The sequence below is a fragment of the Treponema peruense genome, from assembly GCF_016117655.1.
GTDB classification, from domain to species: Bacteria; Spirochaetota; Spirochaetia; order Treponematales; family Treponemataceae; genus Treponema_D; species Treponema_D peruense.
Window position 1 is genome coordinate 2,110,722 of sequence record NZ_CP064936.1, and the last position, 25,020, is coordinate 2,135,741.

General features: G+C 43.0%; 18 protein-coding genes. 6 read left to right on the forward strand and 12 right to left on the reverse strand.

The annotated features are described in order from the left end of the window. Positions 1-61 precede the first annotated feature (61 nt). Positions 62-1,735 (forward strand): putative bifunctional diguanylate cyclase/phosphodiesterase, encoded by a 1,674-nt coding sequence (locus IWA51_RS09600; RefSeq protein WP_198442242.1) that lies wholly within the window; start codon positions 62-64, stop codon positions 1,733-1,735. Here the strand turns inward: IWA51_RS09600 and IWA51_RS09605 are convergent. Further along, positions 1,724-2,125, reverse strand: a complete 402-nt coding sequence (locus IWA51_RS09605) for a Holliday junction resolvase-like protein (RefSeq protein WP_198442243.1) — start codon at positions 2,123-2,125, stop codon at positions 1,724-1,726. The two genes, IWA51_RS09600 and IWA51_RS09605, sit on opposite strands and share 12 nt — an antisense overlap. A gap of 50 nt (positions 2,126-2,175) precedes the next feature. On the opposite strand from IWA51_RS09605, the gene IWA51_RS09610 reads away from it, so the two are divergent. Further along, on the forward strand, positions 2,176-3,405 hold the full coding sequence (locus IWA51_RS09610) for an OmpA family protein (RefSeq protein WP_198442244.1): 1,230 nt from the start codon (positions 2,176-2,178) through the stop codon (positions 3,403-3,405). A gap of 6 nt (positions 3,406-3,411) precedes the next feature. On the opposite strand, the gene IWA51_RS09615 is transcribed toward IWA51_RS09610, so the two are convergent. After that, the gene (locus tag IWA51_RS09615; protein WP_198442245.1) at positions 3,412-5,838 is read right to left on the reverse strand and encodes a glycoside hydrolase family 94 protein; all 2,427 of its coding nucleotides are present in this window, start codon (positions 5,836-5,838) and stop codon (positions 3,412-3,414) included. Positions 5,839-6,048: 210 nt separating this feature from the next. Here IWA51_RS09615 and IWA51_RS09620 point away from each other — a divergent pair, with 210 nt between their 5' ends. After that, a complete protein-coding gene (locus IWA51_RS09620; RefSeq protein ID WP_198442246.1) occupies positions 6,049-6,453 on the forward strand; it encodes a FeoA family protein in 405 nt (134 codons plus the stop codon). A gap of 139 nt (positions 6,454-6,592) precedes the next feature. On the opposite strand, the gene IWA51_RS09625 is transcribed toward IWA51_RS09620, so the two are convergent. From IWA51_RS09625 to IWA51_RS09640, 4 genes are read right to left on the reverse strand one after another with little or no spacing between them, the layout of a single operon-like run. Continuing rightward, entirely contained in the window at positions 6,593-7,495 is a 903-nt protein-coding gene (locus IWA51_RS09625; RefSeq protein ID WP_198442247.1) for a DUF4340 domain-containing protein, read from the reverse strand. A 2-nt stretch (positions 7,496-7,497) separates the two neighbouring features. Continuing rightward, complete coding sequence (locus IWA51_RS09630; RefSeq protein ID WP_198442248.1) at positions 7,498-9,582, reverse strand: Gldg family protein; 2,085 nt, start codon at positions 9,580-9,582, stop codon at positions 7,498-7,500. Between the two features lie 5 nt (positions 9,583-9,587). Next, the gene (locus IWA51_RS09635; protein ID WP_230402645.1) at positions 9,588-10,337 is read right to left on the reverse strand and encodes an ABC-2 transporter permease; all 750 of its coding nucleotides are present in this window, start codon (positions 10,335-10,337) and stop codon (positions 9,588-9,590) included. Further along, complete coding sequence (locus IWA51_RS09640) at positions 10,334-11,269, reverse strand: ABC transporter ATP-binding protein (protein WP_177527704.1); 936 nt, start codon at positions 11,267-11,269, stop codon at positions 10,334-10,336. Before IWA51_RS09640 ends, IWA51_RS09635 begins: the two co-directional genes overlap by 4 nt. A 185-nt stretch (positions 11,270-11,454) precedes the next feature. On the opposite strand from IWA51_RS09640, the gene dnaE reads away from it, so the two are divergent. The 3 genes from dnaE to recG all read left to right on the forward strand — a co-directional run bounded on the left by dnaE (position 11,455) and on the right by recG (position 17,954). Next, entirely contained in the window at positions 11,455-15,048 is a 3,594-nt protein-coding gene (dnaE, locus tag IWA51_RS09645; protein WP_177527705.1) for a DNA polymerase III subunit alpha, read from the forward strand. A gap of 96 nt (positions 15,049-15,144) precedes the next feature. Further along, the gene (locus IWA51_RS09650) at positions 15,145-15,798 is read left to right on the forward strand and encodes a YggT family protein (protein WP_198442249.1); all 654 of its coding nucleotides are present in this window, start codon (positions 15,145-15,147) and stop codon (positions 15,796-15,798) included. Positions 15,799-15,806: 8 nt separating this feature from the next. Continuing rightward, positions 15,807-17,954: an ATP-dependent DNA helicase RecG gene (recG, locus tag IWA51_RS09655; protein WP_198442250.1), complete on the forward strand. Its 2,148-nt coding sequence runs from the start codon at positions 15,807-15,809 to the stop codon at positions 17,952-17,954. Between the two features lie 3 nt (positions 17,955-17,957). On the opposite strand, the gene IWA51_RS09660 is transcribed toward recG, so the two are convergent. The 6 genes from IWA51_RS09660 to IWA51_RS09685 all read right to left on the reverse strand — a co-directional run bounded on the left by IWA51_RS09660 (position 17,958) and on the right by IWA51_RS09685 (position 24,756). Further along, positions 17,958-18,815 (reverse strand): sigma-70 family RNA polymerase sigma factor, encoded by an 858-nt coding sequence (locus IWA51_RS09660; RefSeq protein ID WP_177527708.1) that lies wholly within the window; start codon positions 18,813-18,815, stop codon positions 17,958-17,960. Positions 18,816-19,109: 294 nt separating this feature from the next. Next, entirely contained in the window at positions 19,110-19,382 is a 273-nt protein-coding gene (locus IWA51_RS09665; RefSeq protein WP_177527709.1) for a co-chaperone GroES, read from the reverse strand. A 130-nt stretch (positions 19,383-19,512) separates the two neighbouring features. Continuing rightward, positions 19,513-21,348 carry a tetratricopeptide repeat protein gene (locus tag IWA51_RS09670; RefSeq protein WP_198442251.1) on the reverse strand — a complete coding sequence of 612 codons (1,836 nt, stop codon included), beginning with the start codon at positions 21,346-21,348 and terminating at the stop codon, positions 19,513-19,515. After that, positions 21,345-21,761, reverse strand: a complete 417-nt coding sequence (nusB, locus tag IWA51_RS09675; protein ID WP_177527711.1) for a transcription antitermination factor NusB — start codon at positions 21,759-21,761, stop codon at positions 21,345-21,347. The genes IWA51_RS09670 and nusB overlap by 4 nt, the downstream gene beginning before the upstream one ends. 10 nt (positions 21,762-21,771) lie before the next feature. Further along, positions 21,772-22,899, reverse strand: a complete 1,128-nt coding sequence (locus IWA51_RS09680) for an MOSP complex formation periplasmic protein, TDE1658 family (protein ID WP_268969364.1) — start codon at positions 22,897-22,899, stop codon at positions 21,772-21,774. Between the two features lie 57 nt (positions 22,900-22,956). Next, a complete protein-coding gene (locus tag IWA51_RS09685) occupies positions 22,957-24,756 on the reverse strand; it encodes an alanine--tRNA ligase (RefSeq protein WP_198442252.1) in 1,800 nt (599 codons plus the stop codon). Positions 24,757-25,020: the final 264 nt, after the last annotated feature.

A 25,020-nucleotide genomic window follows, 5' to 3' on the forward strand; every position in this document is an offset into this window, starting at 1 on the left:
AGACTGTTTTATAAAAACATTTACCGAAAGGTAATTCATTACAGAAAGTAAAAATAGAAAAATGGTTGAAAAAATTGATTTTGAAAGCATTGTGGAAACGTTTCCAAATGCGGTAATTTTAGTAAAGCCTGTCTTTACAGAAAACAAAGTACAGTCTGCAAATATCCTGTATGCAAACCCCATGCTCAAAAAACTGACAGCGTCTGAAGAAATTCCTTCCGATGCTCCGTTACAGGAATGCCTTTCGCAGGCAATAGAAAACTATGGCAGTGCAAATGTTTCGTTCTATTCGCAGAAATGCGGTCTCTGGTTAAAAATGACTGCAAATGCAATTAAGGAAAATTTCCTTATTACACTGCAAGACTGTTCGGAAGAAAAGGAAAAGGAACAGAAAATCTGCGAGCAGAAAGACGAACTCGAAAAGAACCGTGCAGAACTTGACAGCCAGCTCAAAAACTTCAGGACACTCAACAGCCAGCTTAAATTTGCAGCATACCATGACAGCCTTACGAATCTTTACAACAGGGCCTGGCTTACTTCCGAAATGCACCGTTGCATAACGCAGAATTTTGAATTCGGTATTATTTTATTTGACATTGACAATACAAAAGATGTAAACGAGTCACAGGGACATCGTGCCGGGGACGAAATGCTCAGGCAGGCCGCTGCCCTTCTCAGAACAGTAGAAAACGAAAATATCATTGCTTCCAGATTCGGAGGAGATGAATTCGTTATCCTTTTCAAAAATCTACCTGCAAGGTCTGACATAAAAAGCCTTGGTGATAAAACCCAGAGTCTGTTCAACGCGGAAGGAATGGGAATTTCTGGCGGAATTGCAATTTACCCCGACGATGCTTCTGACTGCGAAGATCTGTTGAAATTTGCAGACATGGCAAAGTTTGATGTAAAGAAAAACGGAAAGAATTCCATCAGTTTCTTTAATTCCGTTATGCAGGAAAAATTTCTGCGCAAGTTAAGCATAGAAACCAAGCTTTCAAAGGCACTTGCAGAAGGAAGCTTTCAGTTATATTACCAGCCGCAGTACAACATCAAAACAGAAAAGCTCCGCGGTTTTGAAGCGCTGCTCAGATGGCATGACGATGAACTTGGCTGGATAAGTCCGGAACAGTTTATTCCGCTTGCAGAAGAAACTACAAAAATCATCACTTCCATAGGCGACTGGGTAATGGAAACCGCAATGTCTGTTCTGGCAAAGTGGGAACGCAAATTCAACTTTGAAGGAATAATTTCAGTTAACGTTTCACCGATTCAGTTCAAGCAGACTGATTTTATTGAAAAGTTAATCGAAAAAGTTATACGCTTTGGAATTACAAAATCCCATCTCGAAATAGAAATTACCGAAGGCGTTCTGATTGACAACCTTCAGGATACCGTCAGCAAACTCGAAATTATACGCCAGATGGGAATAGGCATTTCACTCGATGACTTTGGAACGGGCTATTCTTCATTGCGCTACCTGCAGATGCTGCCGCTCACGACGCTTAAAATAGACAAATCTTTTGTTGCAAACATACAGAACGGACGCGAGTCAAACATAACAGAAAGCATTGTTTCGATGGTCTCAAAAATGGGTCTTGATACAATCGCTGAAGGTGTAGAAACCAACGAACAGCTTGAAATTCTCAAGAAATTCAAGTGCAATAATCTTCAGGGATTCCTTAAAGGACGGCCGATGCCTGTTGAGTTGTGCGAAAAGCTTCTCTCAAAGGACTGAACCGGGAATTCTGTATTCTACATAGCGGACTCTGCCCTTTTTTACGGCTTCACGGATTTCTTTTTCCCTTGCCGAAAGAGCGCTTGTTCCGCTTTTTACTTCGATAAGAAGAATTTCTTCTACACTGCGGCCCTCGGCTGTTCCGGGAAAAGCGATGTAGTCCACGGGCTTTCCTATAAAACGCGCATCGCCCGGGTTGCACGGAAAATCAGGTAAAAAAGGGGCCAGCTGCTCACCGAACTGACCGCCAAGTACCGCGCGGCTTCTCTTTACGGCATCGTTCCGCGCTTTTTTTATTCCTGCTGAATCACGCAGTTTCTGAACAACGGATCCTATCAGTATTCCTGCAAAAAGACCGGCTGCAATGTAAAATAGCGTTTGTGTACTCATACTTTAATAATAGCATTAAAATGCCGATATTTAAACGACGGAGGCATGTAATGAAAAAACTGGTTGCAGTAATTTTTGGGGCACTTATTGTTCAGACCCCATTTTTTTCGCAGGAACAGGCCGGCGACAGTTCAGTTCAGTTTGAATTCAAATACAAAAAAAATGACCGTTACAGGATTCTTTCTACAGTCAACGAAGATGTTTTTATTAACGGCGAAAAAAGCCACCACGCACTTATTGTAAACAGGGTTACAGCCCGCGTGACAGAAACCGATGAAACCGGCGGTGGAATAACAGAATGTACCTTTATGACAACAGAAGATTCTACCGGTTCCAGAACAGGCGCAAAATTTTCTTACGGAGAGGAATACAAAAGCGTCTTTCACAGGACAAAAAATGGTATCTATACAATTTCTGACGAATATTTTATGCCTACTGTCCGCGATGTTCCCGTTTTTCCGGACAAAAAACTGAGCCCCGGAGACAAGTGGACGGCCCGGGGACACGAAGCCCATGATTTAAGAAGAATTTTCGGTCTGGAAACGCCGTACAAAGTTCCGTTTGTTGCTGAATACGAATATATTGGAAAGGAAGAAGAAGGAAACCTTCACGTATTCAAAGTAAAATACAATATGAAAATGAAAGTTCCGCAAAACCAGATTCCGCAAACAGAAGACTATCCTGTTGCAATGAACGGCTTCAGTGACGAAACAGTATTCTGGGATTTGGAAAAAGGCGCAATTGACCATTACAGTGAAAATTTCAGAATAATTATGGAAACAGCCACCGGAGTCGTACTGGAATTTTCAGGAACCGCACAGGCAGAAGTAACAGAATTTGAGCGTACTGCAACTGAAGAAAATCTTTCTGCGGTACAGAATAAAGTTTCTGACATGGGAATACAAAATGTTACAGTAAGCAAAGGCGAAAAGGGACTTACGCTTTCTCTTGAAGACATTAAGTTCCAGGCAGACAGCGCAGAGCTTCTTGACAGCGAAAAAATGAAACTTGAACAGATTGCCCAGATTCTTGAAGCATGGCCCGAAAACGATATTCTTGTTACCGGACACACAGCTTTGGCAGGAACGGCAAAAATGCGGCAGGAACTGAGTGAACAGAGAGCGCGCGCAGTTGCCGACTACATGATTCTTCTTGGCGTAAGGGACAGATTCCACATCTTTACGCAGGGATTCGGCGCAACAAGACCTGTGGCACCCAACACGACGGAAGAAGGAAAAGCCCGCAACCGCCGTGTCGAAATTACCATTATGGACAACTAGTTAAACTTACATCCTTTGGTTCCTGACAGGCAGGGCATTTTTTCCCATGACGGCAATAATTCTGCTTCCGTCATGAAGAAGATCTACAGGAACAAGAACAGAGTCAAGTTTCTTTCCGTCTACTTCAAGGCTTTCTATTCCGCGGCAGACACGGGAAGGATTTTTTACTTCTATGCTTATGTTCATATTTCTCCAGCGGCGTTCAACACTGAATGAGTCCCAGTCATGCTTTATGCAAGGGTCCACAAGAAGCCCGTCATACTGGGGCCTGATTCCAAGCATATACTGCGTAATGGAATAATAGTTCCATGTAGCAGCACCTGAAAGCCAGCTTACCCTTGTGTTACCCGGACGCTTTGAATATGTTGAATAAGTTGTCTGTCCTATTACATAAGGCTCACTCTGGCGTACTTCTGCACGGTCATTGTAAGCGGCAGGAAGGGCGGCCTTACAGTATTCATAGGCGCGGTCTCCGTTACCGTTCATAATCTCGGCAATTACACCCCAGCCCTGGGTATGGTTAAAGATACCGGCGTTTTCTTTAATTCCAGGAAGGAACACTACCGAACTCATAATTTCGCGGTCAGCATGTACAAACGGAGGAGCACAAAGCATGAGACCGTACGGTGTTGCAAGCTTTTCCTTTACGCTTTCAAGACAGAGTTTCTGCTGTTCCGGGGTAGCGGCACCAGAAAGTACCGACCAGACCTGTGTATTAAAGTAAATCTGTCCTTCGTCAATGGAATGGGTGCCATAGACTGTTCCGTCTTCTGCAATTGCCCATACAAACCATTTGCCGTCCCAGCATTTTTTCTGGATATTTGCATCGAGTTTTTCACGTTCTGAAAGTGCCCACGCCGCTTCTTCACTTTTGTTGAGTCTTTCAGAAATATCGGCGTATGTCGTAAGGCCGAGTCTTAGCTGGAACGCAACAAAAAGTGATTCACCGTGGTAACCGAGTTTAAGACAGTCATTCCAGTCTGCAAGAAGTCCGCAGGGAAGTCCGTCTGCACCCATGCGCTCAAGGTTAAACAGAAGCGCCTGCTTGAGGTGTCCGTAAACTGTAGCTTCACCCTGGTCTGCATAGGGAACGATTCTGTTATAAAAGTCTAATTTACCTGTTTCGGCAACAAAACACGGCACGGCATTAAAGAACCACTGGCAGTCATCACTGCGGAATTCACCGGCGTCAATCATTTTCTGCTTTCCAGGTACAAAATCCTTGCCTATAACAGGAAGGGCACCGCCGTTTGAGAACTGGCCGCTCAAAAGCCTTACAAGACGCTCTTCGGCCTGTTCAGGAATAGCAGCACTTACGCCCAGAATATCCTGGACAGAATCCCTGTAGCCTAGTCCGTCACGTTCGCCGTTGTAAACCAAAGATGCCGCACGCGACCAGGCAAATGTAATGAGACAGTTGTAAAGTCCCCAGACGTTAACAGTGTGGTTTATGTCTTCATCAGGAGTTACGGCCTTAAAGCTTCCCAGTTTTTCATGCCAGTTCTTTACCAGTTTGTCAAATTCAAGATCAGCGCGCTCTATTGTTCCGAATTCAGCGAGGGCTTTTTTTCCTTCTTCTTCTGCCGCACCGATTCCAAGCATTACAAGGATTTCCTTTGACTCGCCAGGTGCAAGTTCAATATCGGTCTGCAATGTTCCGCAGGCATTGTCACCGAACGCTTCTGAATTATAGCAGCAGCCTTCAACAACAGCTGCAGGTTCCTTGTAGCTTCCGTAAGTTCCTATAAAAGACTGGCGGCTTGTGTCAAAACCTGTTACAGGAGATCCGGCAAGAGCCATCCATTCGCTCATGTAGTCTGTTACAGCGGGATTTTTTTTGTGCTGTTCATAAAGATTTTCATGGCTTATAACCTGAATCATGTTCGGCGAAGTTTTCTGTCCCTTTACGATAAAGATAGAATACTGTAAATTAACCTGATCCTGGGTTGTATTCCACTGATTTGTAAACTCGCAGTATGTAAAGGCACGGATTTTTCTTGGAGATGAACTTTTGTTGGTAAGTTTGAGTCTCCAGTATTCAAAAGTCTGTCCGAGCGGAACATAGTATTTTGTCTCGCTTTCTATTCCCGAATATTCAGAAGTGATTTTTGTATAGGCTGTTCCGTGGCGGCATTCGCTTTTGTAACTGTCCAAAGGTTTTCCGACAGGCTGCCATGATGCCGACCAGTAGTCCCCGCTCTGCATGTCGCGCAGATAAAAATAGCGGCCGGGCTGGTCCATGGGAACGGAATTGAATCTGAGTCTCATGAATCTTCCCTGTGCACCGGACTTATAGAATCCGTACCCCCCGGCATTATTTGTAATTACAGCGCCGTACTCAGTTGAACCAAGATAATTGCTCCACGAAGAAGGCGTGTCAGGACGTGTAACGACATACTCTTTTGCCTCATCGTCAAAATAACCATACTGCATAAAATCTCCTGAATCTAAAAGATAATATTTTTTTGCTGCATATTGAATATATCATGGAATAAGTGAATTGTCTTGCAAAAAAAGGGAATATTGAACGAAAATTAAACAGAAACTTTATATTCCGCTCACATGCACTACCCGCCTGCGGACTGCCGATTATTGCATTTAAATGCATGTATTCAATATAATGATTAGAAAAGGCGAATAAAAATGAAACTCAATGAACTGCAGACAGGTAAATCTGCCAGAATAATTTCAGTCGGAGGAACAGGCGCGCTCAGACAGCATATTCTTGACATGGGAATGATTCCGGGAACAACTGTAAAAACAGTAAAATACGCGCCAATGGGTGACCCGGTCGAAGTGCGCATAAACGGATACGAACTTACTCTCAGAATTGCAGACGCTGCAAAAATAGAAATTACGCCGGTAGAAGAAGAAAGTGAAAATCTGACGCTGCAAAAAAAGCAGGAAGAAAAAATACGGATACCCGAACACCCAGGACTTGGTGAAGGCGGAAAATTCCACTCAAAAAAAGATGAAAATCCTTTGCCAGGGAGTACTGAGTTTTCTTCCCATAATCGTAACGATGTTCTTTTTTCTTTCGCTGCTTGAAGATTCGGGCTACATAGCACGCCTTGCATTGCCGCACTCGCCTCAATAAAGAGGGAGCTTGGCTTAAAATGGGCTGCACTCATTCTGGTATGGCAGTGTCTGCTTGCATGGATTGCAGCCCTTGTTGCTAACGGTATATTCAGTCTGATTGCAGCGTAAGTTCAGAAAGTTTCTTTTCGTATTTTGCAGCAATGTACTTCGACAGGGTAAACGGATATTCACCTGCCGAAGATACAGCCGTAACTTCATCTTCACCGGAATGGAATATACCGAGCGTGTATTCTGTTCCGCCTGCAAGAATTGTTACGAAAGTGTCTGCTTCTTTTGAAGGAACTTCCTCTTTCCACGAAGATACATTCAAATCGCACAACGTGTTTACCCAGTCAGTGACTTTTTTTGAGTCAAGTTTTACTGAATCTGCCAAAGCGGGTCCGGGAACCCATATTCCGTTTGCACGCACAACTTCGTATGATTCAGAAGATGTTTTTACTTTTACGGATGAAACAGTATCAGCGTCTATCTTAAAGACACGGCGGCTTCTTAAAGAATCTTCTGTTACAGAAAAAACTGTATTAAGAGCACCCTGGGCAAGCTGAACAGATTTGTTTTCGTCAAGGCTTACATAACTCTGTGTGCTGGTAGAAGTATTTTTTCCAACGCGAATTTTTCTTAAGAGATTTCCCTTTCCATAAGCACTTACAACAACGGCAGACTCACCATCAAGACCGTAACGTTCAGAATCATCAACTGCATTTTTTGCCACTGTTCCGAGAGTTTTTATTTCTTTAAGAGCGTTAAGCATTGAACTTACTTTGCCTTCGTCTGCAGGATAATTTTTTTCACCTACAATCCATTTTGTTCCGTCCAAAGAAATTTTAAGTGTACTTTCACCGCGCGCAATTTCTATAGAATCAATTTCCTGTTCAACAGAAAGAGTCTGTATTTTGTTTCTTGAACCAAGTACCAGCTGAAGTGAATAAATTACTGCCAGAACTGCCACGGTCAGAAGAAGTATTGTTTTTCTTAATGCCATTTTTGTCATTTTTATTTCTCCACATTTTTGTTGTGCACAATCTGACGGCTGTCATCGGGGTTATACAAAAGCCTTATCTTTTTGCGGTGACTACGCCTTACGAGAATAACAACAAGTCCCGACAACACTACAAGAATTGCCAGTCCGAACTGGTTGAAGAATTTTGCAAACGCTACTGCCGGTCCCGAAGAAACACGCAGAGTGTTAAGGCTTACGTTCTTTGTGCGCATTGAACAGAAGTCAGAGTTTCCGTTCATGTAGTCAACGGCATTTCTTACAAACATGGCTACAGGTTCATCGGCTCCATCAGAAGAAATAAGCTGCCCGCTTGTAATATAGGAGGTACCGGCTACAAAAATTTTTCCGCGCTGTGTTCCCTCGGAAATATGGGAGCTTGTGCTTATTTTTGAACCGCCTTCATTTTCTGCAGAAGGATTTGCACTGTATGCACTGGTGAATTTTCCTTCGACAAGAACGGCCAGATTTTCGCTCTTCATTTTGCTTTTGTCTGCAGGAGGCTGAATATAAAGCGGACTCAGAATAAGATTGTCACTTTGTATCCAGGACTCGGGCGAACTCTTTGCAAGAACAGAAACATTCAGTGAAGGATTTTCCTGCGCTTTTGTTGCGTCAACAGCAGAAGACTGCATAAAGAGAACATAACCGAGATTTTTTGAAATAAGATTTTTCTGGTCAAGTCCGCTTTTCTGCAGCATGGGAACATAATAGAAATTCAGTTTGCCGTACTGCTGGTGATTCTGCGTAAAACAGTTTTCATCCATGACATAACCTGTTCCCGTTTCTACACCGTAAGCTGACAAAAGTTTTTCAAGTCCTGTTCTTACGGGAATATACTGTGGCTGCTGGTAATAGGCGTTTTGTCCCGAAGGCATTACGACATTGTAAGAATCCATAAAGAACATTACATTTCCACCGCGCATTACAAACTGGTCAATCTTGTAAAGTTCATCATCAGAGAACGAAGATTTTGGTCCGTTGATTATGATTGTAGAAACACCCGCAGGAATTTCAGATTCGGCAAGTGCAAGTTCTTCAAGCGAGTAAATGTCGCCAAGAAGACTTTTGAACGGAGCAGCACCGTTTTGTGCATCGTCAAGTGAAAGTTCCCCATGTCCTGTTATGTAAGCGATAGGTGCAGTCTTTGCAACAAGAGCCTGTACACTGTCAGAAATATTCTGTTCAAGGGAGTCAAGGCCTGTTATCACATACTGGAAAATCATGTTCTGCATCTTAAGCGGAACAACCCTGAACTTGTCTGCGCATTCAAGAACAAGACCTATTGAACCCGTCTGAGTTTTTCCTGAATCGTCCTGCCAGCTTACAGACTGTATTCCGTATTTGGAAGAAAGTTCCTGTGCCGTCTGTGAGTCGGGATTAACCGAAGCAAATTCTATTTTACCGCGATAACGTCCGTTTACGCTTTCCCAGGCTTTTTTTACGGCAGAATCAATTTCTGAAAATCCGCCTATTCCAAAAGAAGAAAGCGCTTCTGTCTTGTAGAGCGTAAGTGTTACCTTGTCTGAAAGTCCCGAAAGCGCATTTGTATTTGAAATAAGCCGTCCGATTGTCGTAGTAATTTTATATTCAAGACCGTCACTCGAAGTAACTGAGTCCAGTGTTTCTATCTGGTCGGCATAAGTTATTGCAAGACCCATGTATGCATTTTTGAAACCCAGTTCGTTGTCCTTTACTTCGCGTATCTGTATCTGGTTCAAACCGTAGTTCCGGGCAAGCGTCTGGTTTTCACTTTTGTTCATGTCAAAATATTCGCAGCTGAAGTTTGAATTGGCCGCATTTTTGTACTCGCCGAGAATGTCGTTAACATACTGCTGCACACCTGAATAAGGCGCCGGAAGATTTGACGAAAAGAAAACTTTTATTCCCAAAGGTTCTTCAAGTGAAGAAACAACTTCGCGACTTGATTCAGAAAGAGAATACGAATGTGCTCCGGTAAGGTCTATTCTGAAAAAGGCTCTGGAAGCTACAAGATTTGCAAGTACAAGGACTGCCACAAACAGCCAGAAATCGCTGGCAGGACTTTTTATCCATGAAATAAATTTATTCTGTTTTTTCATATTAATCAGTTTTTCCTCTCATTCCGGATTGTGCGCACAGTCATGGCAATAAACAGTGCTGTTAATGAAACAAAGTAAAGAACGTCCCTTGAGTCAACTATTCCTCTCGAAACAGAAAGAAAATGTCCCGAAGCCGAAATAAACGAAACAAGTTTAACAACAGGCCCCGGAAGAAAAATTGAAAAGGAACTTATCATTGTAAGTACAATGCAGAGTGCAAAGGCAAGAAAGAATGCAATTATCTGGTTTTTCGTCACTGAAGAAGCAAAAACTCCTATCGCACTGAACGCTGCTATCAGAAATACTGCACCAAGGTATCCGCCTATTACAGGACCGGCATCAGGTGAACCGAACACGGCGCAGGTTACTGCATAAAAGAGAGTCGGTACCAGAAGTGAAATTCCTGAAACAAAAGAAGCAAGATACTTTCCTGCAACAATATCAGTTACCTTAACGGGAAGAGTCACGAGAGTTTCCATTGTACCGGTACGCTTTTCATCACTGAACACGCGCATAGTAAGAGCTGGAATAAAAAAGCTCAGAAAAATCGGCAGCATCTCAAAAAAGTTTCTGAGTTCTGCACGCTTAACGATAAAAAATGTAGAAAAGAAAACCAGTCCCGAAAATATAAGAAAAAGCGCTGTTACGATATATGCAATGGGACTCGTAAAATAAGCTGCAAGCTCGCGCTTCATTATGACAGACCAGGTTCTTTTCCCTGTTGAATTATTTTTACCCGACGAATTATTTTTCATACGTTTCCTCCTAAGGTAAGGCTTCTGAACACATCTTCCAGACTGTTTCTGCGCATCTCAAGAGAATAAAGATTCCAGTTCTTTGAGACAACGGTGCGGGCAATCTGCGGCAGAACGGACTGGCCGGCAGTCGGGTCAAGTGAAAGTTCGGCACAAAGCTTCTGCTCCTGTTCCTTTACGGTGCATCCCCTTACGCCTTCAACTGCAGACAGCACTTCTTTTACCTGGAGCGCTTCACTTCCGTCAAGTGTAAGAGTTACAACAGACGCGTTTCCGTAATGTTCGCGGAGTTCTTCTGTAGGACTGTCGGCGACCTTTTTTCCGCCTGAAATAATAATTACCCGGTCACAGAGCATTTCTACTTCGCTCAGAATGTGTGTGGAAATAATGACGGTTCTTGTTTCACCGATTTTTTTAATAAGAGCGCGTACTTCAGAAACCTGATTCGGGTCAAGTCCGCTGGTAGGTTCGTCAAGAATAAGAATTTCGGGATCACCCATAAGTGCGTGTGCAAGTCCGACACGCTGCTTATTTCCGCGTGAAAGGTCCCCGATGTTTTTGTGCATTACTTCGGAAAGCCCGCATACATCTGCCAGGTGCGGAACCTTTTCTGAAGCATCCACCCCTTCGATTCCGGCAACATATTCAAGATAGTCTGCCACAATCATATCGCTGTACAAAGGCGCCGACTCAGGCATATAACCTATTCTGCGCTTTGTTTCAACAGGATTCTTTACTACATCAAGCCCGTCCACTTCGACAGTTCCCGACGTTGGTTCAAGATATCCCGTTATCATTCTCATTGTCGTTGTCTTTCCGGCGCCGTTCGGTCCAAGAAGCCCGACAATTTCCCCCGTTTTTATGGAGAAACTGATGTCATCTACTGCACGGAAATCACCGAAAACACGGGAAACATGCTTTACCTCAATCATTTTTTTAAGCTCCAGTACTTTTTTTTAGTTTGTCTTTAATAATACGAAAACAAACCAATTTTGAAAAGGTTAAAGTTCAGCAGGTGTTTTCTTCTTTAATATAAAACCGGCACCATTCGGACGGAATTTTTATACCCGGCCGTTTCTGACTGTTCAGACCTCTTTTTTTTCGTTAAAATACCTTTATGGCTGATATTCATATTTTCCCGGATGCTCCGGAAGGCACACCCGAAAGCAAATTCGTTCATCTGCACGTACATTCAGACTATTCTCTCCTGGACGGCGCAAGCAAAATAGACACTCTTATAGCAAGGGCAAAGGAACTGCGTATGCCGGCACTGGCCCTTACCGACCACGGAAACATGTACGGTGTCCTTAACTTTGAGCATATCTGTCATGCAAACGGAATCAATCCTCTTTGCGGCGAAGAATTTTATGTTGCAGAAGGCGACCATACAGAACACGAAGAAATTCCTTATTCAAAAAACGGAAAAAAATCCTACTATTATCACCTCATTCTCATTGCGCAGAATGACACTGGCTATAAAAACCTAAGCTGGCTTTCTTCAATTGCATTTACGGAAGGAATGTACTACAAGCCCAGAATTGACTTTAAGCTTCTGGAAAAATACCACGAAGGGCTTATCTGTCTTTCGGCATGTATCCAGGGCGAAATTCCAAAGGCACTGCTGTTCAACGACTTTAAGCGTGCAGAAGAAACAGCACTCAAGTACAAAAATCTGTTTGGCCCCGACCGCTTTTACATTGAACTTCAGGATCACGGGATTGCAGAACAAAAGGAAGTTGCACCCAAACTCATTGAACTGGCACACAAACTGAATATTCCACTGGTAGTAACAAACGACATCCACTACTGCAGGCGTGAAGATGCAGAGGCTCAGGACGCACTTATCTGCATAGGAACAAAGAAAAGCCTTAAGGACCCCAACAGAATGCGCTTTCAGGGCGACAACTGGTACATGAAGACAGAGCAGGAAATGGCATCACTCTTTCCGGAATGCCCCGAAGCTGTTTCAAACACGCTCAAAATCGCTTCGATGTGCAATCTTACGATACACCAGTACAAAACCCAGGAACTCAAGAACTGTCTTCCGGTTTACAAAATACCCAAAGAATTTGTTTCACAGGATGCATTTGTTCTTCATCTTGTCCAAAAAGGCCTCCGAAACCGTTACGAAAAAATTACGCCCGAAATTGTAGAACGCGCCATGTACGAGTTGGGAATCATTTTCAAAATGGGATTTTCGGGCTACTTTCTTATCGTTTGGGAATTCATCAACTGGTCAAAAAACAACGGCATTCCCATAGGACCGGGACGCGGTTCGGGAGCAGGTTCACTGGTAGCATACGCAATGACCATTACCGACATTGACCCGTTCCGCTACAAGCTTATCTTTGAACGCTTCCTTAACCCTGAACGAATCTCAATGCCGGACTTTGACGTTGACATGGACTTCGAATTCCGCCAGAGAATCATTGAGCATACAAAGGAATGGTACGGTGAGCCACAGGTCGGTCACATTGTCACTTTCGGAACACTCAAGGCTAAACAGGTTATAGCAGATGTTGGCCGCGTTCTGGACATTCCGCTTTCAGAAGTAAACATGCTCAAAAAGTGCATCCCCGACAACCCAAAGGCAACACTCAAGTCTGCATTTTCTGAACCGACCGAAAAGTTCCCTGACGGCGGCCAGCTTATTCCGTACAAGGATGACCCGCGCTACAAGGAACTGTTCCGCCTGGCCTTCAAGCTCGAAAACGTAAACCGCAATACAGGTCTTCACGCTTCGGGTATGGTAATCGGTCTTACAGAACTTCCCAACTGGGCTCCTGTTTTCAAAGACGCAAAGACAGGAAAAAAAGCCGTCCAGTACACAATGGACATAATTGAACCGTGCGGTCTCGTTAAGTTTGACTATCTTGGACTCAAAACGCTTTCACTCATACGTTATGCCGAAAATATAATCAACAAACACAAAAAAAGCGGTGAACCGGTCTTTAGCGCAGAAAAAGTAAGCGACACCGACCAGAAAACATTTGATCTGTTCAGCCGCGGTGACACTGTTGCCGTATTCCAGTTTGAATCACCAGGAATGCAGAAAATCCTGCGACAGGCAAAACCTCAGTGCATAGAAGAGCTTGTTGCCTTGAACGCACTTTACCGCCCGGGACCGCTTGACTACATTCCGCAGTATATTGAAGGAAAATGGCATCCCGAAACCATACACTACCCCGATCCCTGTCTGGAAGATATTCTTAAGGAAACATACGGCGTTATGGTTTACCAGGAACAGGTTATGCAGGTTGCACAGAAAATAGCCGGATTCTCGCTTGGTGGAGCAGACATGCTGCGCCGTGCCATGGGAAAAAAGAAACCCGAAGTTCTTATGGGCAAAAAAGTAGAATTCGAAGAGGGAGCAATAAAACAGGGCTTTACGAAAGAACATGCAGACGAAATTTTCGACATTATGGTTCCTTTTGCCGGATACGGATTCAACAAGTCCCATGCTGCTGCATATTCTGTTGTAGCATACAGAACAGGCTGGCTTAAGGCAAATAAACCTGCCGAATTTATGGCAGCAAACCTTACAAACGAAATTACTTCAACAGACAAAATTCCTGTTTATATTGAAGAAGCAAGAAAAATGGGAATTGCAGTTGACCCGCCTGATGTAAACCGTTCAGATTCAATATTCGACGTAGTTGACGGTCGCATTGTTTTTGGTCTTATGGGAATAAAGGGAATGGGACAGAATGCCGCCGAAGCAATTGTAAAAGAACGCGAGACAAACGGTCCCTACAAAACATTCATTGACTTTCTTGACAGAATTGACCTCAAGGACGTTAACAAAAAAGCCATAGAAGTTCTTATAAAAACAGGCGGATTCGATCATCTGGACAAAAACCGCGCGACACTGGTTGCAAACTTTGAACAGGCCATCGCATATATAGAAAAAAAACAGGAAAGCACTGCATACGGCCAGGGAAGTCTTTTTGAAGCTGCAGGAGAAAAAGAATTTGCAGACTTCGTTTACCAGGACGTAGAAGAATATCCTAAAATGGAACTGCTCAACATTGAAAAGGATCTCATAGGCTGCTTCGTTTCGGGACATCCGCTTGACGACTGGAAAGACGCCATAGAAAAGTGCGTTACATGCAACAGTGACAACATAGACCGCTGCGCAAAAATTGCAGAATCAGAAAAACAGGCTCTTGAAGCCAGCGGAAAAAACCAGTGGCAGGCAAGAAAAAATGCAGGCAGATCTTACATTGCAATGGGAATAATCCAGGATCTGCGCATAATTACGACAAAAAAAAGCGGAAAACTCATGGCGTTTGCAAAGCTTTCTGACTTTAAAAATTCAATTGACCTTACATTTTTTCCGCAGACTTGGGAAGCAATGAAAGATAAAATTGTCAACGAAGGAATTTATGCCTTTAAGGGAAAAGTGGACGGTTCCAGGGAGACGCCAAGCTTCCTGGTAGATTCAATTGAAGATCCGGCGCAGCTGCAACAGAAGAGCATAACAAATGTTCATATCCAGGTAGAAAGCGGTTTCAAATCTGTAAAAGAAATTGCGCCCCTGCGTGATTTTTTATTTGGCGGTCAGGGCAATTGTTATGTATATTTTCATATAGACATCGGCGGAAAAATGTACATCATCAAAGCGAATACGCAGATGAACGTACCGTGTACTCCCGAATTTCTGAATGATCTGCGGGAAACAAAATGCGTAAAAGATGTCTGGGTTGATTAATATCGCTGATGCCGTCAAACAACATCATCGATATTTGAAAGTTTCTAAGGCAAACTAGTTTGCTTTAGAAACTTTCACTTGGTTTATGGAGCATTTATGGTACTTTCTTACATTTTTACTTTCCTTTCAACGCTGGTTTCGATTTACACAATTATGTGTTTTCTAAGAATAATTTTCACATGGATTCCGTCTCTTTCATACAGCAAAGCAGCGCGTTTCCTTGCGGCAGTCTGTGACCCTTACCTTAATTTTTTCAGGCGCATCAGATGGCTTACAATAGGAAACCTTGACTTTAGCCCTGCCCTGGCTCTTTGTATACTTGGAGCCGGAACATCAATATTCGGTTCACTGGCAAGAGGCCGCGTATTTTCTTTTTCACGCATTTTGATAATGATTGTAGAAGCACTCTGGTCAATAGGCCAGTCCCTGCTTACATTCCTTATTCTTACGCTTGCAATAAGGCTCATAATTCTTCTCGTAACAGAAAGCAGAAACAAAAGAAATTCCGCTTCTTACAGCTACGACTTCAACAGTTACAACCGCCAGTCTTCGGGCAGTTACATACTTGAAGCGCTCGACCGTTCACTTTCGCCAATCGTATACACAATAGCCGGCACGTTTACACGCGGAACACAGCCTTCGTTCAAAAAAGCCCTTATAATCAGCGTATGTACACTTATTGCAGCCGAAATTCTTCTTATTCCCATTCTTAATCTTCTGATTGGTGCAATTGCACTTATTCCGTTCTAGGATTTGCCGTGAAACTGTCAGAAATAGAAACTGCAGTAGAAGGTCTCCAGGGCGTTGGTCCATCCACGGCAAAACTGTTTTCAAAAATGGGCATTTTTACAGTGGCAGACCTTCTTTCGACTTATCCCAGAGACTACGAAGACAGAACAAAAAAAATCCCGCTCAGTGAATACAAAACCGCAAAAGTTCATACAGTCTGCAAAGTCACAGGTTACGAATGGTTTGGTTACGGCCGCATGAAAACCCTTAAAATTGCGGTAACAGACGGAACTGCGCAGGCGTGGCTGGTTGCCTTTAACCGTCCGTTCCTGCAAAAATCGCTTCCCGAAGGCTCGCTGGTTTCAGTAACAGGACAGTTTATAGAAAAATACGGTCAGCTTCAGTCTTCGGCCTTTGATGCTGTAAAAATTGCAGACACAGGCGACATAAATGACTGGCAGAACAAGACAGCGCCTGACAGTGCGGTTCTTCCAATCTACCCGCTTACAGAAGGGCTGTCGCAAAAAGTATTCCGCAAAACTGTTGCACTCGCACTAAAGCAATACGGAATGGGAATAGACGATGAGATTCCGCAGGAAATAATCAGTGAAAGAAAACTGCTTTCCAAAAAACATGCGCTTGTGTACGTTCATGTTCCGGCAACCATCTCACAGGCAAAAGAAGCACGCGCCACACTCATTTACGAAGAGCTCTATCTTTTTGAACAAAAAATGGCACTAAGGGCACTGGAACACAGGGGAACATTACCCGCCGATTCCGAAAAAAAACAGCTGCAGAATGCCACCTCTTCCCTTACAAAAGAGAAATTTGCAGCATCGCTTTCCCCAAAACAAAAACAGCTTTTTGAAAGACTTGAATTTGACCTTACACGCGACCAGATGCAATCCATCTTTGAAATGAATGCAGAAATAGACCGCAGCCAAAATGAAAACAATTCCATGGAAAATTCTGCGTGGAATCTTCAGAGAAATCCTTTTTCAATGCAACGGCTTTTACAGGGAGACGTCGGAAGCGGAAAAACACTGGCAGCATTCTTTGTGTGCCTGCGTGTAGTCGATTACGGAGGCCAGTGCGCTGTTCTTGCACCGACAGAACTTCTTGCCCGCCAGCATGCCGACAACGCCGCAAAAAGACTTGGCCCACTTGGCGTAAAAGTTGCATTTCTTACTGCAAACATAAAATCTGCAGGCCGCGAAAATTTACTGAAAGCACTCAAAACCGGTGACATAGACATCGTTATCGGAACACATGCACTGTTCAGCCACAACACAAATTACAAAAAACTGCAGCTTGCCGTAATAGACGAGCAGCACAGATTCGGCGTGGCACAAAGGGAAAGTATCGTGGCAAAAGGCCGTGTTTCTGAAGGAAAATACACCCACACTCCCGATGTACTCATGATGAGCGCAACACCTATTCCGCAGACATTGGCCCTTACAGTATTCGGCGATCTGGACATCAGCACAATAAGAACAATGCCCGAAGGAAGAAAAAGCATAAAAACCTACCTGAGCGTCATGGGACATGAAGCAAACGTTTACGAAGCCGTACGCAAAGAACTACAGGCTGGAAGACAGGCATATTTCGTTTACCCGAGAATTTCGGAAGAAAACCAGGACAAAAGCTTAAAGTCAGCACAGGAAATGTTCACTTTTCTTTCAAATAAAGTCTACCCGGAATACAAATGCGCTCTCGTACACGGAAAAACCGAAGAAACAGAACAGAATGCGCTTCTGGACAGTTTCAGAGACGGAACAACAAATATTCTTGTAGCAACGACAGTTGTAGAAGTAGGAGTAGACGTACCGAATGCAACCTGTATGGTAATAGAACATGCAGACAGGTTCGGACTGGCAGAACTTCACCAGTTAAGGGGGCGTGTCGGACGCGGAAGTGCACAGTCCTATTGTTTTCTTATCTACGGAAAAAATATAACACAAACGGGAATAGAGCGACTTAAGGCTCTTCATGAAACAACAGACGGATTCAAAATTGCAGAAGAAGATTTAAAACTTCGCGGACCGGGAGAAGTTTCAGGAACAGTCCAGTCCGGCTATCTTACACTGAATATAGCTGATCTTGCCCGCGACAAGGAAGTTCTCAAAACTGCCCGTCTGGACGCAATCAGCTTTTTGCAAAAACAGCAGAAAATCTAAGAATTAAGCAACGTAGTCAACAAGCTTGTCTTTTCTGGAAGAATTTCTTATTCTCATTATTGCAGTTTTTTCTATCTGGCGGATTCTTTCTTTTGTAAGGTTAAAGTGGTCACCAACCTGCTTCAAGGACATACACTCACCGCTGTCCAGACCGAATCTCATTCTCAAAACCTGTGCAGACTTGCTGTCCAAAGTTCCGAGTACTTCAAAAATACTGTCGCGAAGAGAAGAGTCCATTGCATTTTCACTCGGGTCAGAGCGAGTATCACTTGCAACACTGTCACCCAAAGTCATTTTTCCGCTGTCATCGTAAGAAGACGGAGCGTCAAGACTAAGTGTGTCTCTTGAAATATCAAGCATCTCGCGAACATGGTATTTTGTCATTCCAAGCATGGAAGCAATCTCGTCAAGTTCCTGAGCCTCAGTCTTTTTTGAAGAACCTGATACGGCTTTTCTTGCTTTTTCTATCTGAAGAATTTCATTTGTTCTGTTCATCGGAAGGCGGATTGCGCGGCCCTTTTCATAAACAGCCTTAAGAATTGACTGGCGGATCCACCATACAGCGTACGAAATAAAATGATATCCACGGTCTACATCAAAGCGTGTAACAGCTTCAAGAAGTCCAACATAACCTTCACTTATAAGGTCTTCAAGATCAAGACCCCTGTTCTGGTACTTTTTTGCTACATTGACAACAAAGCGCATGTTTGAAGAAACCAGCAGATCGCGTGCAGCCTTGTCTCCCGAAGCGGCTTTTTTTGCAAGTTCTACTTCCTTTTCATTTGAGAGAAGAGGAATCTTATTGATTTCGTTCAGATGAAGTTTCATTACGTCTAAATCTTTGCAAAAACTGTCTTTCATATTGCCACCTCGTAAAATATTTCTTATACTTTATATATAGCATATAGTGTGCCAACATTTAAAAAAGACAAAAAAAAATCAAAAAACTTAAAAAAAAGCGGATTCTGGCGCAAATTCTGTGTCATTTTAGACACAAAAAATTTGTCAGAAAAAAAACTGAGTCAAATTTTCCCGCCGCAAAAAAAAGATAAAAAAAAGTGCGTCATTATGACACACTTAAACAGAATAATATGGAAATTTAAGACCGTCGGAATAAATTCTGACGATCTTTTTTCATTTTATAAGAAAATAAACTTACTCTACAACAGCGATGATATCAGAGTTCTTAAGAATAAGATAATCTTCACCGTCAATTTTTATTCCGGTTCCGGCATACTTGTCATAAAGAATCTTGTCACCGACCTTTACAGTAATTTTTTCATCTTCTGTTCCGGGACCTACAGCCTCTACAGTTGCCTGCTGGGTTTTTTCCTGTGCTGTGTCAGGAATAATAAGTCCGCCGGCAGTCTTTGTTTCTGCCGCAACCTGCTTTACCAATACACGATCTGCCAATGGTCTGATTTTCATAAAAATCCTCCAGAATTAAAACTATTTTGAAAATTCAGCATGTTCATCCAGTATTACCCGGAATTTCACGCTTTAATCTGCATTTTCGTATTTATAAGTTACAAAGATTCGGGCAAATAGTCAAATTTTTTTATTGTCTTTGGGACTGTATTTTTCTTAAATAAAGTGCAGCCTTTCTGTGGGACGGGTTAAGCGAAAGTGCATACTGAAGGGAGCGTATTGCAGAAGCTTTCTGCTCATTTTCATACTGAACGCAGGCTGTTCTGTAAAGGATTTCGGCCTTAAGGGTTCCTGCAGGCGTTATGGAAGAAGCTTTGTTCAGATATTCAAGGGCGCGCGAAGCCTCACCGGAGTCCTCACATATTGCAGCCATGTTTACAAGTGAACGTATTACACTTTTCCTTGTATCCGGGGAAAAAGCAAAGTCCGCAGGCTTACCGTACTGACTCTGAATTGCATCATACAAAGAAAATGCTTCTGATACATTGTTTTTTGAAGCAAACCAGGCCGCATATTCCCTTTCCCAAAGTTCACAGTCAGAAAAATCACAGCCGGCACCGTATTTACCGTAAATATAGCCATCAAAAATGCGGCCAGCATCCTCTTCATTACCCGCCGCGCTAAGTTTTTCTACTGCATAGCGCACAACCGGCTCTGGGTATGAAAAAGTTCCGTCTTTGGCGTTGCTTTCGTTGTTTTCAAGAAAGGTCCACACTCTTGGCAAAAGAAGTGCAGAGCCTTCACTTTCATGAATATAAGAATAAAGTTTTTCTGCAAGAACACTCAGAGCGGCAAAATCCCTTCCTGCAGCTTTTTCTGATTCTGCAGCCTGCGTAATGTGCAAAAGTGCATCTTCTGCATAAACCGCAGGAATTGAATCCTTTTTTTCCATAGAGAGAGTTTTCAGTCCAACCTGCCTGAGTTTTTGAATCAATTCAGATTCAGGAGGTTCTGCTGCCAGATCCAGCGCAAAATCTGAATAGCAGGCAAGAACACGTTCATTCACCGGAAATTTTTCCAATGCCTCCGAAACATACTCATACCGTTTAAGTTCATTGTTCTCACGAAATGCATATGAAGCCAGATTAACATAGGCATTAGCTAAATCAGAGCGCACAGATTCATCTGTTTCAGGAACAGAAGCGGCTGCCTCAGTCAAAGTTTTGGAACAAAGCGCCGAACTTTTATAGTCCTCCAAAAGATAATGCAGGTCTGACTCAAGGGAAAGCGCTTCAAAATATGCAGCATAATCAGCGCCCGTTGCATAAGAAATGTCTTTCGTTTTGAGAACATCAAGACTTTCTGCAAAAAGCCCTGAATCATAAAAAACTTTTGCCCAGAAAACTGCAGAACGGCCGTCATTTACCCCGTCCTGAAAAAGAGACACTGCCTTTTCAAAGTTTCCTCTCTTCAAATAAACGGCTGCAGCATTCATAATCCACCGGGAATCTTTTGAACCGTTCCACGCATTCAGGTAAACCGGAATAAAACGTTCTTCCTGAAACACGAGTTTTTTTTCGTCTTCACCGGCAGAAGAAAATTCAGTATAAAAAGCTTCACTCAGAACCGCTTCTGCCAGTACAGACGAATAGGGTGTATCAGCCAGATTCTTTGCAACAGAAGCAGCAAGTGTATAATTATTTTCAGAAATAAGAATATCGGCATAAACAGCGCAGATTTCGTTATTTTCGGGCAGACTTTTATAGGCACGTTCAATTACTTTTCTTGCAAGTTCGTTTTCGCCAAGAATTTTGTATCTTTTGTAAACAGCAATTCTTTCAAAAGAACTGTATGAGTGTTTTTGGGCACGTTTCAATTCAGTCATTGCATCAGAAACATTTCCCTGTGAAATACAGTTATCTATGGAATTAAGAATGGCGGTAAAGGAGTCGCCTTTGGAACGGGAGGAACATGAAATAAAAAACGACACCAGCAAGGCCAGTGCCGTAATAAATACTTTTTTCAAGAAGCAGTCTCTTTGCGGATATTGTCCAGCACTGCATTAATGAACCTGAACGAGTCTGTTTCGCCGTAATCCTTTGCAATGGCAATAGCTTCGTCAATAACAATCGACGGATGCACATCTTTTTGAAAAAGAAGTGTAAAAATGCTTATTCTAAGAATTGCAAGCGAAACTTTGTTTACACGCTCAAAATCCCAGTTGTCTGACAGATGCTTTTTTATAAGAGCGTCTATTTCTTCCTGATGGTTAATCGTGCCCGAAACGAGAATACGGGCAAAATCATAACTGTCTGGTTCTGTCTCAGAGCCTTCTTTTTTATCCCACTCAAAGCGAAGAAGTTCATCAAGCGGAACTTCACCGACATCATGGGAATAGAGAGCCTGAAAAGCCAGAATGCGTCCTTTTCTTCGTGACACTTTTGTTTCCTTACCAGTTAAGCAGTTTTACAAGATCATCACCGGTTTTCTTGCGTTCAACATTTTCCGGAGTATCCAACTCTTCAGCTATCTTCTGTACAGATTCGGAAAAATACTGGCTCTGCTTCTGGGATGTAAGATTCTGCTTGATGTAGTCATAAACAGTTACTGTTGTTTCAGGCTGAACCACATCGCTCAGAGCAAGCATTTTTGCATCAAATTTTTTGAGAACAGCATAGAACTGAAAGTCTGTGTCTGTTTCTGTAATTTCACTGACAAATCCAATGTCCTTGCCGAAAAGTTCTATAATTTTGTCATAAGACCAGCCAAGCTGCTGTGCCTGCTGTGCAGTTTTGGCTACTGTAAGATCACCGGCTCTGTATTTTTTTCCGTTGTCTTCAGAGACCTTCATCTTGGACCCCTGTTTGTTGTCCTTTACATACTGGTTGCGAAGGTCAGTGGCAAGAGCGCGTGCTGCGACCTTGTCGTCACCTGCCGGAACAATAACAAGGAAAAGTTTGAGCATGTCATTCCATACAAAAGTTGACTTGTTCATCTCGTAGGCATTGCGGATTTCATCATCTGTTGCAGCCACTTTCTGAAGCTCGTTCTGCTTTTTTGTATAAACATACTGCTGTGCAATCAACTGGTTCTTGAGATAAGCCTTGTATTCGGCTGTACCCATTCCGCTGTTTTCCTTAAGGTATCCGTCCAGAGTAAGGCCGGTACGCTGTTTGATAAGATCTTCAAGCTGTGCTTCAGTAACAGAAGTACCAAGCTGCTGGCTGAATGTATTAAGGAAAGCACTTGTCACCTGACTGTCGGTAACAGACATTCCTTCTTTTGCCGCTGCCTGAGTAATAAGCTTTTCGTCAATAAGATTCTCGAGAATCTGCTTTTTCTGGTCGGAAGTCAGTTCCTTTATTCCGTAGGGCTTATACTGTGTAAGAACAAAATTTGCTCTTGTCTTAAGCTGTTTTAAAGTTATTGTCTCGGATTTATTCAGCTTCACAACTGCCAGCGGCTGAAAGTCATTCTGTGCAAAAACACCTGCAACAGCCGAAAGAAGAAGTGCAAATCCAATAGCTAATCGTTTCATAAAAACCTCTGCAAAATTTTTAAACGCACGAACACGCACGATTCTTTTTAATATAACATTTTTTTTGCTGTTTTGTTACAGTCTTTTAAGGCAACCTTAGTCAATAACAGCCCTGATTCTTCTTACTCCTGCAGAAGAAGACTGTTCCTTTACAATATGGAAATGACCGATAAGTCCCGTATGCTGAACATGTGGTCCGCCGCATACTTCCTTACTGAAGTCACCGATTGTATAAACAGAAACCTGTTTATCGTACTTTTCACCGAACAGGGCTCTTGCGCCTGATTTTTTTGCAGCTTCAAGATCCATAACTTCCATTGTTACGGGAAGATCTTTTGCAATCTGTTCGTTTACGATATCTTCAACCTTCTTTATTTCTTCTTTTGTCATTGCCCTTTCAAAAGAGAAATCAAAACGCATGCGCTCTGAAGTAATATTTGAACCCTTCTGTGCAACCTGCGGTCCGAGTACGTTGACAAGTGCCTGCTGAAGAAGATGTGTTGCAGTATGATATTTTGTAGTTATCTCGCTGTGGTCAATAAGTCCGCCCTTGAACTGCTGTCCGCTGGTGTCGCGTGAAAGTTCCTGGTGCTTCTTTTCGGCTTCCTTGAATCCTTCAACATCAACTTTCATTCCGTTTTCTTCGGCCATTTCCTGTGTAAGTTCAATTGGGAATCCAAAGGTATCGTAAAGACGGAATGCCACACGACCCGGAATTATCTTCTGCGGGTTTTTCTGAAGATTTGGAAGAAGCTTTTCAAATTCAGCCTCACCCTTTTTGAGTGTGTTGAGGAATTTCTTTTCTTCGTTTTCTATTTCTTTGAAGATAAAATCTTTGTGTTCTTCAAGTTCGGGGTATGCATTCTTGTATTCTTCTATTACAACAGCAGCAGGAGCGGTAAGGAATGTTCCGTCAAGGCCCAGTTTTCTTCCGTCTCTTACAGCGCGACGGATTATGCGGCGAAGAATGTAACCTGCACCCACATTGCTTGGTGTAACGGCCTGTGGGTCTCCAAGAATAAATGTTGCAGTTCTTACATGATCTGCAATTACGCGGAATGAACGGTCTGTTTTTTCGTCAGTTCCGTATTTTTTTCCAGAAAGTTCTTCTATTTTGTTTATAATAGGAACAAAAACGTCTGTGTCATAAACAGTTGCCTGTCCGTTAAGCATTGCTACGGTTCTTTCGGCACCCATTCCGGTGTCAACACATTTTCTTGCAAGCGGAGTGTAATGGCCTTCTGCATCCTTGTTGTACTGCATGAAAACGTTGTTCCAGATTTCTACGAATTTTCCGCAGTGGCAGCCAGGTTTACAGTCAGGTCCGCACTTTGGCTTTCCTGTATCATAGAAAATTTCTGTATCGGGACCGCAAGGACCTGTCTGACCGGCAGGACCCCACCAGTTGTCTTCTCTTGGCATAAAGTAAATGCGTTCGCGCGGAATGCCCATTTCTTCCCAGCGTGAAGCAGCTTCGTCATCGCGCGGAATTTCTGTTCCGTTTGCATTTTCGCCTTCAAAAACTGTAACTGAAAGCTTTTCTGAAGGAATTCCAAGATATTTTGGATCTGTAAGAAATTCGTAACTGTACGCAATGGACTCCTGCTTGAAATATGCACCCAAAGACCAGTTTCCCAGCATCTCAAAGAAGGTAAGATGAGCCGGGTCTCCGACAGAATCGATATCTCCTGTACGGACACACTTCTGGTAGTCGGTAAGTCTGGTTCCCGATGGATGCGGTTCGCCTAAAAGGTACGGTACTAGCGGCTGCATTCCGGCAGTCGTAAACAAAACTGTAGGGTCATTATTTGGAATAAGTGATTTTCCGCTGATTTCAACGTGTCCCTTTGACTTAAAAAACTCAATATATTTTGAGCGAAGTTCATTAACGGTCATAGTAGTTTATAGTAGAATATACTGCCGTTTTAGTCAAGAAAGTAACAACAATCGCACGTCTGAGGTTTCTTTGTGATTGTCGGAGAAAACTCGGTTCTTATACATATTCACAAGCTGGCTTTCAGGATTCAAAGCGTCATAAGGAGCGTCAAACCACGCCGTCACGCTGATCGTTCCCCGCATGTTCCTTTTAGCCAGATGGACAATCAACTCATCACGCAGAACTTCATTTTCACTGATAGTATGCTTTAAATATTCCCCAAA

Excerpts from the sequence above, each read along its gene's own strand:
- IWA51_RS09600 (WP_198442242.1), top strand. The coding sequence starts at position 62 with ATGGTTGAAAAAATTGATTTTGAAAGCATTGTGGAAACGTTTCCAAAT.
- IWA51_RS09605 (WP_198442243.1), bottom strand. The coding sequence starts at position 2,125 with ATGAGTACACAAACGCTATTTTACATTGCAGCCGGTCTTTTTGCAGGA.
- IWA51_RS09610 (WP_198442244.1), top strand. The coding sequence starts at position 2,176 with ATGAAAAAACTGGTTGCAGTAATTTTTGGGGCACTTATTGTTCAGACC.
- IWA51_RS09615 (WP_198442245.1), bottom strand. The coding sequence starts at position 5,838 with ATGCAGTATGGTTATTTTGACGATGAGGCAAAAGAGTATGTCGTTACA.
- IWA51_RS09620 (WP_198442246.1), top strand. The coding sequence starts at position 6,049 with ATGAAACTCAATGAACTGCAGACAGGTAAATCTGCCAGAATAATTTCA.
- IWA51_RS09625 (WP_198442247.1), bottom strand. The coding sequence starts at position 7,495 with ATGACAAAAATGGCATTAAGAAAAACAATACTTCTTCTGACCGTGGCA.
- IWA51_RS09630 (WP_198442248.1), bottom strand. The coding sequence starts at position 9,582 with ATGAAAAAACAGAATAAATTTATTTCATGGATAAAAAGTCCTGCCAGC.
- IWA51_RS09635 (WP_230402645.1), bottom strand. The coding sequence starts at position 10,337 with ATGAAAAATAATTCGTCGGGTAAAAATAATTCAACAGGGAAAAGAACC.
- IWA51_RS09640 (WP_177527704.1), bottom strand. The coding sequence starts at position 11,269 with ATGATTGAGGTAAAGCATGTTTCCCGTGTTTTCGGTGATTTCCGTGCA.
- dnaE (WP_177527705.1), top strand. The coding sequence starts at position 11,455 with ATGGCTGATATTCATATTTTCCCGGATGCTCCGGAAGGCACACCCGAA.
- IWA51_RS09650 (WP_198442249.1), top strand. The coding sequence starts at position 15,145 with ATGGTACTTTCTTACATTTTTACTTTCCTTTCAACGCTGGTTTCGATT.
- IWA51_RS09660 (WP_177527708.1), bottom strand. The coding sequence starts at position 18,815 with ATGAAAGACAGTTTTTGCAAAGATTTAGACGTAATGAAACTTCATCTG.
- IWA51_RS09665 (WP_177527709.1), bottom strand. The coding sequence starts at position 19,382 with ATGAAAATCAGACCATTGGCAGATCGTGTATTGGTAAAGCAGGTTGCG.
- IWA51_RS09685 (WP_198442252.1), bottom strand. The coding sequence starts at position 24,756 with ATGACCGTTAATGAACTTCGCTCAAAATATATTGAGTTTTTTAAGTCA.